Origin of the sequence: Exiguobacterium sp. s28, from assembly GCF_018618135.1 — a bacterium.
GTDB classification, from domain to species: Bacteria; Bacillota; Bacilli; order Exiguobacteriales; family Exiguobacteriaceae; genus Exiguobacterium; species Exiguobacterium mexicanum_A.
Genome location: NZ_JACSLL010000003.1, coordinates 22436 through 38195, shown reverse-complemented (window position 1 = coordinate 38195; position 15760 = coordinate 22436). Strand labels below are relative to the sequence as shown.

15 protein-coding genes are annotated in these 15760 nt (G+C 52.7%); 11 read left to right on the top strand and 4 right to left on the bottom strand.

The genetic code is table 11. The annotated features are described in order from the left end of the window. Nucleotides 1–14 precede the first annotated feature (14 nt). The 4 genes from KNP78_RS04555 (at nucleotide 15) to KNP78_RS04540 (ending at nucleotide 5105) form a co-directional block, all read left to right on the top strand. Nucleotides 15–1244, top strand: coding sequence for a hypothetical protein (locus KNP78_RS04555; protein WP_214823345.1), 1230 nt, complete (start codon nucleotides 15–17; stop codon nucleotides 1242–1244). Nucleotides 1245–1606: 362 nt separating this feature from the next. Next, a complete protein-coding gene (locus KNP78_RS04550) occupies nucleotides 1607–3025 on the top strand; it encodes a glycoside hydrolase family 191 protein (protein WP_214823344.1) in 1419 nt (472 codons plus the stop codon). 143 nt (nucleotides 3026–3168) lie between these two features. After that, the gene (gene upp, locus KNP78_RS04545) at nucleotides 3169–3798 is read left to right on the top strand and encodes a uracil phosphoribosyltransferase (protein ID WP_021066126.1); all 630 of its coding nucleotides are present in this window, start codon (nucleotides 3169–3171) and stop codon (nucleotides 3796–3798) included. Nucleotides 3799–3953: 155 nt separating this feature from the next. After that, nucleotides 3954–5105, top strand: a complete 1152-nt coding sequence (locus tag KNP78_RS04540) for a GGDEF domain-containing protein (RefSeq protein WP_371819179.1) — start codon at nucleotides 3954–3956, stop codon at nucleotides 5103–5105. Between the two features lie 60 nt (nucleotides 5106–5165). Here the strand turns inward: KNP78_RS04540 and KNP78_RS04535 are convergent, their stop codons facing one another. From KNP78_RS04535 to KNP78_RS04520, 4 genes are all read right to left on the bottom strand, one after another. Beyond that, nucleotides 5166–6752 (bottom strand): ABC transporter permease/substrate-binding protein, encoded by a 1587-nt coding sequence (locus KNP78_RS04535; RefSeq protein ID WP_214823342.1) that lies wholly within the window; start codon nucleotides 6750–6752, stop codon nucleotides 5166–5168. Further along, on the bottom strand, nucleotides 6749–7873 hold the full coding sequence (locus KNP78_RS04530) for an ABC transporter ATP-binding protein (RefSeq protein WP_029594683.1): 1125 nt from the start codon (nucleotides 7871–7873) through the stop codon (nucleotides 6749–6751). The genes KNP78_RS04535 and KNP78_RS04530 overlap by 4 nt, the downstream gene beginning before the upstream one ends. A gap of 185 nt (nucleotides 7874–8058) precedes the next feature. Then, nucleotides 8059–9381, bottom strand: coding sequence for a (Fe-S)-binding protein (locus KNP78_RS04525; RefSeq protein ID WP_251128448.1), 1323 nt, complete (start codon nucleotides 9379–9381; stop codon nucleotides 8059–8061). After that, complete coding sequence (locus KNP78_RS04520) at nucleotides 9378–10778, bottom strand: FAD-binding oxidoreductase (RefSeq protein WP_251128456.1); 1401 nt, start codon at nucleotides 10776–10778, stop codon at nucleotides 9378–9380. The genes KNP78_RS04525 and KNP78_RS04520 overlap by 4 nt, the downstream gene beginning before the upstream one ends. A gap of 646 nt (nucleotides 10779–11424) precedes the next feature. Here KNP78_RS04520 and KNP78_RS04515 point away from each other — a divergent pair. From KNP78_RS04515 to atpA, 7 genes are all read left to right on the top strand, one after another. Then, on the top strand, nucleotides 11425–11652 hold the full coding sequence (locus KNP78_RS04515; protein ID WP_029594686.1) for a hypothetical protein: 228 nt from the start codon (nucleotides 11425–11427) through the stop codon (nucleotides 11650–11652). Beyond that, nucleotides 11649–12062: an ATP synthase subunit I gene (locus tag KNP78_RS04510; RefSeq protein WP_029594687.1), complete on the top strand. Its 414-nt coding sequence runs from the start codon at nucleotides 11649–11651 to the stop codon at nucleotides 12060–12062. The genes KNP78_RS04515 and KNP78_RS04510 overlap by 4 nt, the downstream gene beginning before the upstream one ends. Next, entirely contained in the window at nucleotides 12062–12799 is a 738-nt protein-coding gene (gene atpB, locus KNP78_RS04505; RefSeq protein ID WP_021066134.1) for a F0F1 ATP synthase subunit A, read from the top strand. Before KNP78_RS04510 ends, atpB begins: the two co-directional genes overlap by 1 nt. Nucleotides 12800–12877: 78 nt before the next feature. Then, nucleotides 12878–13090, top strand: coding sequence for a F0F1 ATP synthase subunit C (gene atpE / locus KNP78_RS04500; protein WP_024370837.1), 213 nt, complete (start codon nucleotides 12878–12880; stop codon nucleotides 13088–13090). Between the two features lie 71 nt (nucleotides 13091–13161). Then, nucleotides 13162–13689, top strand: a complete 528-nt coding sequence (gene atpF / locus KNP78_RS04495) for a F0F1 ATP synthase subunit B (RefSeq protein ID WP_021066136.1) — start codon at nucleotides 13162–13164, stop codon at nucleotides 13687–13689. Continuing rightward, complete coding sequence (locus tag KNP78_RS04490) at nucleotides 13689–14222, top strand: F0F1 ATP synthase subunit delta (protein WP_021066137.1); 534 nt, start codon at nucleotides 13689–13691, stop codon at nucleotides 14220–14222. The genes atpF and KNP78_RS04490 overlap by 1 nt, the downstream gene beginning before the upstream one ends. Before the next feature lie 18 nt (nucleotides 14223–14240). Further along, nucleotides 14241–15749 carry a F0F1 ATP synthase subunit alpha gene (gene atpA, locus KNP78_RS04485; RefSeq protein WP_029594689.1) on the top strand — a complete coding sequence of 503 codons (1509 nt, stop codon included), beginning with the start codon at nucleotides 14241–14243 and terminating at the stop codon, nucleotides 15747–15749. The last annotated feature ends 11 nt before the right edge of the window (nucleotides 15750–15760 follow it).

The window sequence follows — 15760 nt, the reverse complement described above, 5'->3', positions numbered from 1 at the left end:
AAGGAGGGGGCGGAATGAAACACGTCTTATGGATGATGATCGTTGGCATCATCTTTTTAAGCGGATGTGGCGCAAACGAGACGAACGCGCTCAACTTGCGGTCATTGTCGACGTATGCGATTCACCAAGACCGAGACATCCCGTTGACGTCTGCGCTGAAGTCGCGATTATTGAATTACTGTGAGCAAAAACCGACGGACGTGTTGCCGATGCGTCGGGCTGAAGTGGCCTCCATTACATTCCGTCATCCTTTCTACGACGAATTAGGCAGCAAGACCGTCAAATATTGGCGGAGCGGGGAGTCGCACTACGTCTCGTGCTTGAACAGTGACGAGCAAAACGCACGGGTCTTCCGCACGGACAAGATCGCAGCGTTCGAGGCTGCCGTTACGGCGAATCCTGTTGAAATCGAAGTCGGAGATACGCTGTCGTTCATTCCTGAACCGAACGTCGAAAATGTGATACAGTCCTTCTCGGTCAATAAGGTACACGAGACGATCATCCCAGGATCCGTCTTCCGGTATAAGACACCGGACCGAGGGGCGCTCCACGTCACGTACCAAGTCTTTCAGGACGGGGCGGCGAAAGGGCAAATGATCGAGCCCGGATTGTTCGTTTTTGAGAGCGGAAAGAACGATGGGGTCGCCTTCTTGACTCAATTGGCCGACAATCGAATCACGTTACAGATGGGGAGGGAAGAAGCATGGGAACGTACCGTGCTCCCGGCCGTCTTCACGGGCGAATATGTCGCCGTCGACTCAACGGAAGCCGTTTTTGCATCAATTGCGAATGAGCGCAGGCTGCTGAAGCGGGTTGTCCTAGCAGATGTGCCCATCCATGATTTCACTGAACGGGCATCGGTCGAGTTGTCGGAACGTTACGGGACCGTAATCGAGGTGTGGGGCACGGTGAAACGGCCTGGCGCCGGGGAATTGACGATTGTATCGGAGCCCAAAGAGACGATGCGTCTGGCGACGTATGAGACGGAGACGAAAATCGCCCATCTCGGTGGACCGAGTACGAGCGACCTATTTGAATTGTTATCCCACGTGAAGCCGAGTAGTGGACAGCCGACCGGGGAACGATGCGGGACGCTCGCGCTCTATGAGCAGTTGACCGAACAACGGTTTGACGTCTGGATGGAGGAAGGGCAAGACACCCTTCAATTGATGGACGTCGAGACGGAACGAGTCTATTTGATTGATCGTCTCGAATTAGAGTCAACGCTGAATACTTACATATGACCAAATAACTTATTGTTTTACCCGTTTCATGACACTTTCATGTCGTGAAGCGGTTTTTTGTTGTCAAATTGACACTATGTTTTCGTGAAAAACTATCCTATAATTTTTTTTGCGAAGGTTCAACATTACATACACGAATCCGATACATCCATAAAACACACAGCACTAACCTTCTCGTCATTTGAATAGAAAGAAAAGGGGGAGCAACGAGACACAACTCCATTCAACCATCATCGTCCGTCACCACGTTTTGTCAGTCATCAGGAGAGGAATAGGTAGTGAAATTGAAAAAGTTAATTATGTCTCTAACGGTAGTGTTGTTAATTGTTAGTCTGAACATGTCTAAAACGGGGGCACAAACCATGAACCCACTCGACGGTGTGAAGAACTATCAAGTGTATTATGGCCATCCAACGGCAGCGATTCTAAAAGATATGCAGAACTACGATCTCGTCATCATTGAGCCGCTCCACTACACGAAAGCACAAGTGGAGCAAATCAAAGCACGCGGGACGAAAGTGCTCGGTTATATTAGCGTCATGGAAGTCGCGACATGGAACACCGGTCTCATGTCAAAACTTCAGTCAGGCGACTTCTTTACGCGTAACGGACAACGTGTCCATTACTCAGAATGGGATTCGTACTTGACGAACATCGCCTCGCCGCACTTCCAAGGGTTACTCCTTACGGAAATCCAGAACCAAGTCGTCGCCAAAGGCATCGATGGCGTGTTCATGGATACGGTCGGCGATATCGATAACGAACATTTGAACAACCCGACGGTGCTCAAACAACAACGAGACGGCCTCGTCAACTTCTTGAAACAAGCACGGGCTCGCTATGGGGATATCGCCATGGTCCAAAACTGGGGCTTCGACACACTTGAAACATCGACGGCGCCATATGTCGACGGCATCATGTGGGAGAGCTTCAATGCCGATACGATCAAGAGCGACGCTTGGTCACAAAACATGATCAAGAAGCTACAAGCGGTCGACGCGAAGCACTCGGTCAAGACGCTCACGATTTCGACACGTCTTAGCGCGGACAGCCACAAGCTCGCCAAAGATTCTGGTTTCATCCACTTCCATGAAGCGGATGCTTACGTGAACTGGAACGCGGGACTTGTGACACGTACGAAAGACACGGCGCCGACACCAGCGCCAGTCGCGGTAGCACCGGCGACAAAGCCAGCTGAAACGACAACTACGACAAAGTCGGCTACAACGACAACAACGAAACCAGCTGAAACGACTACGACGAAACCGGCTACAACGACAACGACGAAGCCAGCTGAAACGACAACGACGAAGCCAGCTGAAACAACTACGACAAAGTCGGCTACAACGGCAACAACGAAGCCAGCTACAACGACTACAGCGAAGCCAGCTGAAACGACAACAACGAAGCCAGCTGAAACGACAACAACGAAGCCAGCTGAAACGACTACAACGAAGCCGGCTACAACAACGAAGCCAGCCGCGACCAAACCTGCGACAGAAACGGCAACGACACCAGTCGCTAAGCCGACGACCACGACGAAACCGGCTCCGTCGACGAATGACCAGACTGCGTCAAAAGAGAAGTCAACACAAAAGACAAAAGCCGAGTTGAAGCAAGAGAAGAAAGACAAGAAGAAGGCAAAAAAACTTGCAAAGAAGCATGCTAAAAAGCATGCCGCCAAGCACAGCTCGTCTAACGACCATCACGCCGCCAAAGGAAACATGTGCGGAAAAGTGAAACACAAGACGGCCGGTTTTCTGAATTTCTTCAAATTCTGATCGACGTGTCACCTGAAGCCCGAGGGATCGATTCCGTTCCTTCGGGTTTCGTCTGACCTCTTAGAAAACAGAAGTTGACCCTACCTTTCTCAGAAAAGTTAGGGTACAATGCTCAAGAGAGATTGAGAGAGGAGTGAAGCATGATGGGCAAAGTACACGTTTATGACCACCCATTGATTCAGCACAAGATGACGATTATGCGCAAAGTAGAGACGGGGACAAAGCAGTTCCGTGAACTCGTAGACGAGGTCTCGTCACTCATGGCATACGAAATTACACGCGACCTTCCGCTTACTGATGTAGAAATCGAGACACCGGTCTCTGTATCGACACAGAAGATGATCGCCGGCAAGAAATTGGGAATCGTCCCAATTTTACGGGCAGGCCTCGGCATGGTGGATGGCTTCCTCAAAATGATGCCGAACGTCAAAGTCGGTCACATCGGTCTATACCGTGACCCGGAGACGCTCGAGCCGCACGAATACTATCTCAAGTTGCCGACGGACGTCACAGAGCGTGACTTCATCGTCGTCGACCCGATGCTCGCAACTGGTGGTTCGGCCGCTGATGCGATTGCCGCGCTTAAAAAGCACGGTGCCAAGTCGATCAAGCTCGCTTGCCTCTGCGCAGCCCCTGAAGGTGTGGAACGTGTTCAAGCTGAACACCCAGACGTCGAAATCTATCTCGCCGCACTTGACGAGAAGTTGAACGACCATGGTTACATCGTCCCAGGACTCGGTGACGCGGGTGACCGTTTGTTCGGAACAAAATAAGCACGAACCCGTACAGAGAGGATCCGAGTGATCCTCTTTTTTTGTGGAATGTGCCGCGATCGATTCAAAATAGTTGAGGTGAAGCGAGTCACGACCGATAGTAGAAAAGGAAGGGACCGTATGGCGGTCCAATCATGAAAAAGGGAAGAGACGCCGTGAAGACTAAATTCTCACTACTACAAAGATATTTGCTCATTTCTTTGATGGCGCTGTTTTTGACGAGCATCTGGAGCTATAGCGCGTTTCAAGATATCGAACGAGAGAACCGTCGGATCGTCGAAGAGGCGATCCCGATTGCGAACGCCGCCTCGGAACTGCTCCGGTTGTTGCTCGATCAAGAGTTGTCGGTCCGAGGCTATACATATAATCAAGACACCCTGTCACTCGAGCAGTATGAAGCGACGAAGCGCTCGTTGTCGGAGACGATTCACGTCATCCGAGAACTCGATCATCGTCACCCGATCATGCAGGAGTTGATTCAAGAAGAGGCGTTGACGCTCATCCGACAGATGGAAGCGTTCCACGAATCGCAAATTGAGCTCGTCGAGGCCGGAGATATTGAAATGGCGAACGCGCGACGCTATAGTGGCATCGGCTACATCAATCGATTTCGGGACGTCGATGCAGCGATTCGTGAGGATATCGACAACATTATTCAACAGGCGTCAATCCGGAGTGATACCGCCTCGAGCTCGGCGAAGTGGGTGATCGTGATCGTCGTCGGGATTGCACTGTTACTGTTGATGACGTTCATGCATGCGTTCCGGCTCGAGCGCAGCAAACAAGCGCTCATCCATCGCTCGTTGCATGATGCGTTGACCGGTATTTGGAATCGACGCGCCTTCGATGAACGATTCGAGCGGATGTGGGATGAGGCTGCGGAGACCGGAGACGTGCTCGCACTCCTCTTGCTCGACATCGATGCGTTCAAGGTGTACAACGATACGTATGGTCATTTGGCCGGAGACGCTTGTCTCGAACGGGTGGCGAACGCGATCGACAAGGCGGTTGGGGGAGACGGGATGACCGCTCGCTACGGCGGAGAAGAGTTCGCGGTACTGCTCAAGCCACGTCACGCCCGCCAACCGAAAGAGATTGCTGAACGCATTCGACAAGCAGTGCTCAAACTGAACATCCCGCATGAAGGTTATCATCCGCTCCGGAAAGTGAGTGTCAGTATCGGTGTCGCCGAACAAGCACCTGCGCCGGGTAGCGAGAAAGGTGACTTGATTGAGGCGGCCGACCGGGCACTGTATCAGGCGAAGCAGAGCGGGCGCAATCGCGTCTCGGTCGGGAAAGCCGTTTGAATCAAGGAACGCCAAAAGACGACCATTCCGTTAGCTACGGGATGGTCGTCTTTCGTGTGCTTATTCTTCGATCAATCCTTCTCGGATGAGGAAGTCGCGGGCGACTTTCTCCGGACGTTGTTTTTCGACGTCGGCAAGGTAGTTGAGTTCTTGCATCGTCTCATCCGTGATTTTCCCGCTCAACAAGTTCAATACGTCCGCGAGCTCAGGATGCTCGGCGAGCGTCTCTTCGTTGACGATCGGGACCGCGTAGTAAGGTGGGAAGAACTGTTTGTCGTCTTCGAGGACGACGAGTTCAAATCGTTTCAATAATCCGTCGGTGGAGAAGCCGTCAATCGCCTGACTCTCACCGTTCATGAGTGCCGTATACCGGAGTCCGCCGTCGACCGGCTTCACGTCTTCGAAGTTGAACGGATAGGCCTCTTTCAAGCCGAGGTAGCCGTCTTCCCGGTTCGAGAACTCGATCGTCGGACCGAAGACGAGCTCGTCACTCACTGCGGCGAGGTCAGAGACGGTCTTTAAGTCATAAGAGTCGGCGTCTTCTTGTTTGACGGCGATGGCAAACGTATTGTTAAATCCAATCGGGTCGAGCGTCCGGATATCGAAGCGCTCCTTCATTTGTGTCCGGACTTGCTCATATACAGCTTCTGGATCATTCTCGACTTCTTGTTTCAAGACGTCGACGAACAATGTGCCCGTATACTCGACATACGTGTCGATCTCCCCGGTGCGCAAAGCGCTGAAGGCGACCTGCGTGCCGCCGAGGTTCAGTTGACGTTTCACATCGAGGTCGGTCTTGTCTTCAATCAAGTCGGCGACCATGTTACCGAGAATGGCTTGTTCTGTATAATTTTTCGAACCGATGACGATTGTATCGTCTTCACGGGTGAAGGCATAAATCGAACCGGCGAGGAGAAGCGTGAACGCCGTCGCGATGACGATGAGCGGCTTCGTCACTTTTTTCGCCGAACGATGCGTCTTCTTCTTCATCCGTCCATCCGCGAGGACGATGCCGTTTGGGGCTACTTTATACTCGATGCGACTGACAATGAAGTCAATCAACAAGGCGAGCAGTCCGGCCGGGATGGCACCGGCGAGGATTTGATTGTTGTCGACGGTCTGAATCCCAGCGAAGACGAGGTAACCGAGACCACCTGCTCCGACGAACGCCGAAATCGTCATGAGCCCGACGGCCGTGACCGCCGAGATGCGAATCCCGGCCATGATGATCGGGAGTGCGAGCGGAAGCTGGATTTTACTCAAAATCTGGCGGTCGGTGAGCCCAATCCCTTTGGCCGACTCAAGCGTATCGCCCGGGATGCTCGATAGTCCCGTATACGTGTTTTTCACGATCGGGAGGAGCGAGTACAAGACGACCATGATGATGGCCGGGGTCGATCCGATTCCGATGAACGGGATCAAAAATCCGAGGAGTGCTAAACTCGGTACGGCTTGGACGACGCTCGTCAGACCGAGAATCGGCTTGGCGAGACGCGGGATCCGTAAGATGAGAATCCCGAGCGGTACCCCGAGTAAGACGGCGAGCGAGACGGCAAGTACCGTCAACTGCAAGTGTTCGAGCAAGAGCGTCCCGATTTGGTCGGTGTTGCTCGTGAAGTAATTGAAAAACGATTGAATGGCATTCATATAGTTTCCTCCTCTTGCATGAATTGCTCACTGAGGACGGAAAGCAAACTGCTGCGTGTGATCAAACCGTGAAGCATCGAACCGTCGACGACCGGGAGATACCCTTGGTCGCTCGTGTTCATGACGTCTAAAATGTCGAGGAGCGAGTCCTCGATTGAGACGAAAGCATAATTCGTGTTCATGACTTCCTCGAGCCGCTTCGTCTTGTCTTGGATGCCGTGGACATCTTTCAATTTGATGAGTCCTTGAAGGACACGATCACGGTCCGTGATCAACAAGCTGTCGACCTTGCGGGAGCGCATGATTTCAATCGCTTGAAGCACCGTCCGCTTCCCGCTGATCGATACCGGGTCGGTGATCATGATGTCTTTCGCTTTAATGAATTCAGGGCTGTTCCAAATCCGATTCTTCCCGATGAACGACTCGACGTATTCGTCTTTCGGGTTCCGGAGAATTTGTTCCGGAGTATCGAATTGGACGATTTCCCCGTCGCGCATGATACAAATGCGATCGGCCAGCTTGATCGCCTCATCCATATCATGGGTGACGAACACAATCGTCTTTTTCACTTCTTCTTGAAGATTGAACAGCTCTTCTTGGAGATCGTTTCGAGTGACGGGGTCAAGGGCGCTGAACGGTTCATCCATCAAAATGACTTCCGGGTCGTTCATGAGGGCACGGGCGAAACCGATACGCTGCTGCTGACCGCCGCTCAATTCGCTCGGATAGCGATCGATGAATTGGTCCGGGTCGAGGCCGACCATGCGGAGGAGGTGTTCGGTGCGCGCATCCATGTCTTGTTCGGCGTGTCCTTCGAGACCGGCGATCAATTGAATGTTTTCACGAATCGTCATATGCGGAAAGAGGCCGGTCTGTTGAATGACGTAGCCCATCTGGCGACGCAGTTCAATCGGGTCCATCTTCCGGGTATCCTGTCCGTTGACGATGATCGTCCCTTCCGTCGGCTCGATCAAACGGTTGATCATTTTGAGCGATGTCGTCTTCCCGCAGCCGGACGGGCCGATAAAGACGACGAGTTCACCTTTGTTGATGGTGAGGTTCATCTCTTTCAAGACGGTCGTATTCTTGAATGTTTTTTGCACTTGTTTAAATTCAATCATGCATTCACCCTTTTCAATAATTATTTTCACATAACCTTATATGCCCGTTGTCGAAGGATTGTAAACATTATTTTTGAAAAAAGCGTTTAAAGGTCGAATAAAGCGGGGATTATTACTTCTATTTTTTATAAAAGGAGAAAAAAGAGGAACAGCACCCGGATCAGCGGGCCGTTCCTCTTGATTGGTCAGGATGACATCGCTTCGACGAGCAGGTCCGCCAAGTGGACGGCGCGCATCGATTCAGTCCCATGCTCTTGAATCCCGAGTTGCATTTGCATGTGGCAACCCGGATTTGACGTCACGATCGTTTGTGCTGCCGTGGCGTTCACGTGCCCCATCTTCATCTCGAGGATGTCGTTGGCGATATGGGGCTGCAGAATGTTGTACACACCGGCCGAGCCGCAGCAGTGGTCGGCGTGCTTCTGCTCGATATAGACGCCCCCTTTGATCGCCTGGAGCAATACCCGCGGGGCGAGTGCCCCTTTTTGCACGTTGCGGAGGTGGCACGAGTCTTGGTACGTGATGAGCTGCTCCGGTAGGGAGAGCGGTACGCGGTCGAGGAAGCCGACCTCGAGTAAGATCGAGGCGAAGTCTTTGATCTTGGCCGTGAATCGGTCGGCGCGTTCGGCCCATTCCGGGTCGTGCTTCAACAGATGATCATAACCGACGAGGAACGCCCCGCAACCACCGGCGTTCGTGATGATGTAGTCGACGTCCTCGGCCTCGAACGCCGCGATGTTCTGTTTGGCGAGCGTGACGGCGCCCGCCTGTTCACCGGCATGGCCGTGAAGTGCCCCACAGCACTGTTGCGCTTTCGGGATGACGATGTCACAACCTGCCGCTTGGAGCAGTTTGATCGTGTTGGCATTCGTCTCATAAAACATCGTGTCCATCAAGCAACCGCTGAAGAAGGCGACCCGGGCCGTCGTCGCACCCGTCGCTCGAATCCGCTCGGGACGACGTCTGCGCTCCGTCTTCGCCGGGACCGTCGGTAAGATCGTCTCCATCTTTTGGAGTTGGTCTGGGAACCAGTCGAGGATGCGGAGTTTATGGGTGAGCGTCTGGACGCCGGACTGTTGATAAAAGCGAAGGAAGCCCGTCGCCGTCTCCATCTTCGCTTTGTTCAAGAACAGCCCGTCAAAGACGACTTTCCGGACGATTCGCTCTCGGACGGGCATCTGTCCCGTCGCACGTTTATGTTCGGTGATGGCGGCGCGTGCGTCCTCGAGCAAGACGCTATAGCGTACCCCGGCCGGACATGCCGGCTCACAGGCGAGACAACCGAGGCATTCGTTGAGCGTCTTTTCGACGCCCTCGTCCGGTTCAATCAATCCGTCGACGACACCTTTCATGATGGCGATGCGACCGCGCGGGGAAGCCGACTCGTCTTTCGAGCGGATATACGTCGGGCACGTCGGCAGGCAAAAGCCGCAACGCATGCAGCCGAGCATCTCTTCATAGTCGAGTTGTTCGGTCATGCGGGTGGCAAGTTCGGTTCTTTGCTTCATGAGACCCCTCCTTGGACGATGCGTTTTTTCGCCGCTTTGGCGAACATTTTCTGCGGGTTCATGATGCCGTGCGGGTCGAAGGCGAGCTTGATGCCTTTCATGACGTCTATCCCGGCCGGTCCGAGCTTCCATTCGAGATACGGGGCTTTCATCGCCCCGACCCCATGCTCGCCGGTGATCGTGCCACCGAGATCGAGCGCGGCGGCGAAAATATCGGCGAACGCGGCCTCGACGCGCTCCATCTCTTCGTGGTTCCGGGCATCGGTCGCGACCGTCGGATGCAGGTTGCCATCCCCGGCGTGGCCGAACGTGGCGATTTGAATGTCGTACGCCCGCCCGATCGCTTCGATGCGCCGGACCATCTCGGCGATTTCGCTCCGTGGCACGGTCGCATCCTCTAAAATCGTCGTCGGGCTGAGGCGGGCCAGGGCGGATAAGGCGATGCGCCGCGCATAGCGCAACGTCTCGGCGTGCGCTTCGTCCCGGGCCACTTCGACCGACAAGGCCCCTTCCTCGAGACAAACAGCGTGCATCGCATCGATATCGCGCCGGACGACGTCACGAGGTCCGTCCTGTTCTAATAGAAGGAGAGCACCGACGTCTGTCGGCAATCCGATGTTCGCATACGCCTCGACGACCTCGATCGTCTTCTTGTCCATGAACTCAAGCGTCGCCGGGATGACGCGATTCTCGATGATGCGGCTCACCGTCCGGGCCGCGCTGTCCAAGTCCTCGAAATAGGCGAGCATCGTCTGTTTCGTCTCGGGGAGCGGGATGAGCTTGAGCGTCGCTTGCGTGATGACGGCGAGGGTCCCTTCCGAGCCGACGAGGACACGGGTCAAATCATAACCGGCGACGTCTTTGGCGAGCTTCCCGCCCGTACGGAGCACGTCGCCGTTCGGGAGCACCGCTTCGAGAGCGAGCACATAATCGGCCGTGACCCCGTATTTCAGCCCGCGCAAGCCGCCGGAGTTCTCACTGATGTTGCCGCCAATCGTCGAGATTTTCATCGAGCTCGGGTCCGGCGGATAAAACAGGCCTCTCGCCTCGACGGCTTGTGCCAAATGGGCGGTGATGCAGCCCGGTTCGACCGTCACCGTCAAATTCTTCTCGTCGATCTCGACAATCTTGTCCATATGACGGAAGTCCATGACGACACCACCTGAAAGCGGCGTCGTGCCGCCGGCAAGATTTGTCGCCGATCCGCGTGGGACGACGGGGATCCGGTGTTCGTGGCACAGCCGCAACACGGCCTGCACGTCCTCGGTCGAGCGGGGAGCGACAATCGCGTCTGGCATCGCTTGATAGTTCGGCGTCGCGTCAAATGAGTAGGCGAGTCGGGTCGTCGAGTCCGTGAAGACGACATCGGCGCCGATTTCCTCGCGTAGTTGGGTCATCCAATCCATTCTAGTTCCTCCTCACACGCATCAACATGCATTCGATGCGGGCGTCGGTTTCGAAAGTCACAAAATCGACACATTTTTAGATAGCGCTTACATCGTAATCGTAGCCATTCGAACTGGTATTGTCCACCCATTTCGGCTTGATGGGAAGGGATTTCCAGGCGATTGACCGCTCGGAAAAGGCGGTGTGATATTCATCACTACAAATTCGTCAGAACCCCTCGACATGACAAAAAGATAATCGGTATACTGATACAGGACGATGAAAACGATTTCAAAATCGGGTCAACGTTTGTTTCAAAACCTTTTGTGAACGTAAGCCGTTTTGCATTGTAATTTCCAAAACGTGAAGGTATAACTGAACTATTCTTCATCTGGTTCGTAATGTGAAATGTTATAAAGTCAACATTTTTATTTCACCATTTCTTCATACTTTCTTAAAATTTGATGATTTTAATTTAGTTTGTGAACTGCGTAAAAGCCTTGATACGACTTGATTTAAAGCGCTTTTATAATTGTGAAATCAATTGACTTCTTATGCCATTTCCAGTACTCTGAACTTGTGTGACTTTTGATGGTCACGCGAGTGTGAATCCGATGGAGAAGATGCATGGCTTGGCAGCTCGAAAGGGGGATGGGGATGACGAAAAAAGACAATCGTTACCTATCTTATGCCTCGCTCGCCTCTCAAATCTCGACCGCGCTCGCTGGACCGATCGTCATCGGTTATCTCGTTGGCCAATACGGGGCGAGACGTGAAATTTGGGGCACGTTTGGTTGGAATGTGTCAGTGCTTCTCGGAATGGCTTTCGGGATCACGGCGCTAGTTCTCACCCTTCGAAGTTTACTGACAGGAGAGGACGAATGAACTTACAACAAGTGCAAGCAGACAGAAAAGCACAACAGCAGTTGATGAAACGCTATACGAAGTGGTTTATCGGATGGTTCGCCATTCTCCTCATCGGAGCGCTCATCGTCCCTATGTACAAACCGGTATTTCTCGGCTTGTTCTTAGGCGGGGTCGCCAGTCTCATCATTCTACATATGCAGAATCGAAGCGTCATTCGGATGTTTGACGTGATCGAACATGGACGACGCCCGAAGTCGCACGGGACTGTTTCAAGGATGGCAGTCGGTGCACTAGCCGTGATAGTCGGTCTCTTTTATGAGGATCGAGTATCGCTGATAGCGGTGGTAACTGGTCTAATCGCCGGCCACATCATACAATTTGGCGAGTTCACACTTGCCCAGCTCAGCAGGAAAAGAGGTGAATACTAATGGGTCATGAGTTTCCCACATATTCTCTACAACTCGGAGATTATACGTTATATGGGAGCTGGACGAACGTCATTACGGTGCTGATCGCATCACTACTCGTATTTACGTTTGCCGTTTGGGGAACGCGACGCTTGGCTATGAAGCCGACGGGTAAGCAGAACTTAATGGAATTCTTCGCAGAATTCACACGCGGGATTATCTCGAGTGCGATGGACTGGAAGACAGGTGGCCGTTTTATCGGGTTTGGAATGACGTTGATTTTGTTCATTCTCTTCTCAAACTTAATGGGTCTACCGTTTAACGTCATTTCTGGTCACTATCTATGGTTCAACTCACCGACGGCCGATCCTTACGTCACGTTGGCATTGTCGACACTCGTCGTTGCAATGTCGCACTATTACGGCGTGAAGCTACACGGTTTGAAGCACTACTCGGCGGAATTCGTGAAGCCGGTCTGGTTCTTATTGCCGATCAAGCTCATCGAGGAGTTCGCGAACACCTTGACGCTCGGTCTGCGTCTTTACGGTAACATCTTTGCCGGTGAAATCATGATTACCATCATCTTGGGACTCGCAATTACCGCAGAAGGGGCACTTAACCCGCTCGGTGCTGTGTTCGCAATTCTCCCAATGATTTTATGGCAAGGTTTCTCAATCTTTATCGGGGTTATCCAATCCTACATTTTCCTGACGCTTGCAATGGTGTATATCGGGCATAAAGCTTCTGCCGAGCATTAATTCGGGCAGGTCTCGCCAAAGCGTTGAACAAAAAAACTATTTACTTAACTTTTAGGAGGAATATACACAATGGAACAAATGAATCTTCTCGCAACAGCACTCGTTATCGGTCTTGGAGCACTCGCGGCTGGTATCGGTAACGGTCTCATCGTATACGGAACAGTACAAGGACAAGCACGTCAGCCAGAACTCAAAAACGAACTTCGTCAAACAATGTTCATCGGTATCGGTTTGGTTGAAGCCCTCCCGATCATCGGTGTGGCTGTCGGTTTCCTTCTCCTCAACTCTTGATTACGAGTTAACGAGAACAACGTAAGAGGGAGCGTGTCTCCCTCACTTATTTAGTCAAGAGGAGGGTATGCATGGATACGATGATGATTGCAGCTGGTGCTGGCGGCGAAGGCCTCCGCATCCTGGATATGATCTTTACACTTTTCACATTCCTCGTACTCTTGGCCCTGTTGAAGAAATTTGCTTGGGGACCACTCCTTGGAATGATGAGACAGCGTGAAGAGTATGTAGCGAACGAAATTGAGCTCGCTGAAAAGAGCCGCAAAGATGCGGAAACATATGTAGTCGAACAACGTGACGCGTTAAGCGCCGCACGTACAGAATCGAAAGAAATGCTTGATTCAAGCCGTCGTCAAGCAGAAGCGGAACAAGCACGCTTGGTGGAGCAGGCGCGTTTGGAAGCCGAACAAATCAAGATCGAGGCGGGTAAAGCGATCGAACGTGAGCGTGAGCTCGCGAAGCAATCGCTCCAGACCGAAGTCGTCACACAGGCGCTCTCGGCCGCACGCCACGTCCTTCAGTCAGACCTTAAAGGCGACGAAGTGAAACAACGTGCCCTCGTTACAGACTTCCTGTCTAAAGCGAAAGGTGCTAACTGATGAACACATCGTTAGCAAAACGCTATGCCAAAGCGCTCTTCGACTTAGCGCGGGAACAAGGCACGCTCGACCAAGTCGAAGCGGAAGTGCGTCTGCTCGATGAAGTGCTCCACGCGACTCCTGAACTCACGGATCTCTTAACGAATCCGGCGATCAGTGACAGCGAGCTTGCACAGCTTTTAACACATAGCTTTGGTGACATGACAGATATCGTGCTCAACACACTTCTCGTCATGGTCGAAAACGACCGTGCGAGCGAAGTTCGCGGCTTGTCGCGCTACGTCCTTGATTATATCAACGACTACCGTGGCATCGCCGAAGGGTTCGTCACGAGTGCTTACCCGTTGTCGGCAACAGAGTTGAAAGAAGTCGAACTCGTCTTCGGTCAGAAGATGAACAAGACGCTTCAATTGAAGAACGTCGTCGATGAAGACGTCATCGGTGGACTCCGTGTCCAGATCGGCTACACGACGTATGATGACACAATCGAAAACAAACTAACACGCCTCGAGCGTGAATTGTTGAATGCGTAAGAAATAGGGGTGAATTCAATGACGATCAAAGCTGAAGAAATCAGCGCCCTGCTAAAAGAGCGGATCGCTTCGTACGGTTCTGAAATCGAAGTCAGTGAGACAGGTACAGTCATTCAAGTAGGTGACGGTATCGCTCGTGCATACGGACTCGATAACGTTATGGCGGGGGAACTCGTAGAGTTCTCTAACGGCGTAATGGGCTTGGCGCAAAACTTAGAAGAAGGTAACGTCGGGATTATCATCCTTGGCGACTACAAAGGCATCAAAGAAGGCGACTCGGTAAAACGTACGGGCCGCATCATGGAAGTTCCAGTCGGTGAAGCGCTCCTCGGACGCGTCGTCAACCCGCTCGGACAACCAATCGACGGTCTCGGACCGATCGTGACGGACACATACAACCCGATCGAGCGTAAAGCTTACGGCGTTATGGCCCGTAAGTCAGTTCACGAACCGCTCCAAACTGGGATTAAGGCGATTGACGCCCTCGTACCAATCGGTCGCGGTCAGCGTGAGCTCATCATCGGTGACCGTCAAACTGGTAAGACTTCGATCGCAATCGACGCGATCATCAACCAAAAAGAAGAAAACATGGTCTGTATCTACGTCGCAATCGGTCAGAAAGAATCGACTGTCCGTGGCGTAGTTGAGACGCTCCGTCAAAACGGCGCCCTCGATTACACGATCGTTGTTTCGGCATCGGCTTCACAGCCAGCCCCACTTCTTTACCTCGCACCATTCGCTGGGGTATCGATGGGTGAGTACTTCATGGACCGCGGACAACACGTCCTCGTCGTGTATGATGACCTCTCGAAACAAGCGGCAGCTTATCGTGAGCTCTCGCTTCTTCTCCGTCGTCCTCCAGGCCGCGAAGCCTACCCAGGGGATGTCTTCTACCTCCACTCACGCCTTCTTGAGCGTGCGGCGAAGTTGAACGACGAACTCGGCGGTGGTTCATTGACAGCACTTCCGTTCATCGAGACACAGGCGTCGGATATCTCGGCTTACATCCCGACGAACGTAATCTCGATCACAGACGGTCAAATCTTCCTTCAGTCGGACCTCTTCTTCTCAGGGGTACGTCCAGCGATCAACGCCGGTCTCTCGGTATCGCGTGTTGGTGGTTCGGCTCAAGTGAAAGCGATGAAGAAAGTTGCCGGTACGCTCCGTCTTGACCTCGCGTCATACCGTGAGCTCGAAGCGTTCGCCCAGTTCGGGTCGGACCTCGACAAAGCGACACAAGCGAAGCTCAACCGTGGACAACGGACTGTTGAAGTCTTGAAACAAGACTTGAACGCACCGCTTTCGGTCGACAAGCAAGTAATCATCATCTACGCTCTCACGAAAGGTCATCTCGATGACGTCCCAGTCGAAGACATCCGTCGTTTCGAAAAAGAAATGAACGCATGGCTCGACCAAAACCGTGCGGACCTCTGCCGTGAAATCCGTCAAACAGGAAACCTTCCTGCTGACGAGGCGATGGTCGATGCACTTACGGAATTCAAAAAGACGTTCTCGCCATCGGTTTAATCCGGTGACGA